The organism is Terriglobia bacterium, from assembly GCA_036496425.1.
In the GTDB taxonomy this organism is placed as follows: Bacteria; Acidobacteriota; Terriglobia; order 20CM-2-55-15; family 20CM-2-55-15; genus 20CM-2-55-15.
Genome location: DASXLG010000372.1, coordinates 1 through 1,505, shown reverse-complemented (window position 1 = coordinate 1,505; position 1,505 = coordinate 1). Strand labels below are relative to the sequence as shown.

The 1,505-nt window shown below is 55.3% G+C and carries 2 protein-coding genes; one reads left to right on the top strand and one right to left on the bottom strand.

Features of this window, described 5'->3' with window-relative positions; translation table 11 throughout:
• Positions 1-720 (bottom strand): glycosyltransferase (locus tag VGK48_27670; protein HEY2384971.1); only part of this gene is annotated, 720 nt, incomplete at its 3' end.
• A gap of 48 nt (positions 721-768) precedes the next feature.
• On the opposite strand from VGK48_27670, the gene VGK48_27665 reads away from it, so the two are divergent.
• Positions 769-1,505 (top strand): transposase (locus tag VGK48_27665; protein ID HEY2384970.1); only part of this gene is annotated, 737 nt, incomplete at its 3' end.

Here is a 1,505-nt window from a genome sequence, read left to right as displayed (position 1 = left end):
CCCCTTGCGCTGCTGAACTATCCGTTCCGGCCCCTCCGCAAAATTGACCCGTTCTCTTTCTATGACCACGGGACGCTTTAATACCTGCGTATGAATCGATCCTACGTACTCGCCGAGGATACCGACAAACAACAATTGCAGAGCACCAAAGAAAAACAATCCTATGACCAGAGGAGCTGTTCCGAGTTGGAAACTGTTCCAAAATAATAGCCTATAAATCAAATAGAACATCGCCACAACGAAGCTCAGGGATCCGATACAAAAGCCGGCGAAAGTTGCGATCCGCAACGGAACCTTGGAGTGGTTCGTGATGCCAAGCATGGCCATGTCATAAAGCGTGTAAATGTTGTTCTTCGTGAAACCTCTCGTCCGGGCCGGTTGGGTAAACGGAATCAAAGCCCGCTCGTAGCCCAGGTCGCAAATAAGCCCCCGAAAGTAAGGATAGGGATCGGCGATTTGCCTGACGTCGTCGATGACTCGGCGGTCATACAGACCGAATCCAGTGGCATTCTTCACCAGATCGATTTCTGATAGCCGTTGGATCAGGTCGTAATAAAGTTTCCGAATAAGAAAGAAAAGCCTCGACTCTTTACTGTTGGTCTTCTGCGCCAGTACAATCTTATAGCCTTCTTCCCATTTGGCGACAAATTCGGGGATCATTTCAGGAGGGTCCTGGAGGTCGGAAGCCATCGCAATAATGGCCTCGCCCGTAGCTTGCATGAGTCTAAAATCACTTCCTCCCAGGAATGTTTCAGCATAAACTCAGTCATGGCGATGGGGACGAGGAAAGGCCGGGAGCGGCAAGAAGAGATCTGGTATTGCTCCGAGGTGGCCGAGGCGCCGGGACACCGGTTCTACCGCAAGCTGGAGACGAAGCTGAAAGCGGTCGACTTCGACAGGTTCTGCGAAGGGGAGTGCAAGCAGTATTACGCCGACGGCGTGGGCAGGCGATCGTTAGTTCCCGGCGTGTACTTCCGGCTGATGCTGATCGGATTCTTCGAAGGCATCGATAGTGAACGAGGCATTGCCTGGCGGGTAGCGGATTCGCTCAGCTTGCGGCAGTTTCTGGGCTACGGAATCGACGAGAACACGCCGGATCACGTGACCCATTTCGCGTACGCGGCGATTACTGGAAGCGAGCGCTCACAAGCGGATCCTCGACTGGGTCCTGGAGCAGCTAGCGCAAGCGGGGCTGGTCAAGGGCAAGACGATGGGCGTGGATTCGACGACGCTGGAAGCCAACGCGGCCATGAAGTCGATCGTGCGGCGCGACAGCGGCGACAACTACCTGGGATTTTGAAGAAGGTGGCGGAAGCCGAGGGCATGGAGGCTCCGGATGCGGCGGTGTCGTTGCGCTTGGACCGGAAGCGCAAGAAGAAGACCAGTAACGAAGATTGGAAGAGCCCCGCCGATCCGGAAGCCGAGATCACCAAGCTCAAGGACGGCCGCACGGCACTGGCGTATAAGGTGGAACAGGCGGCGGACATGGAGACGGGAGCCATCGT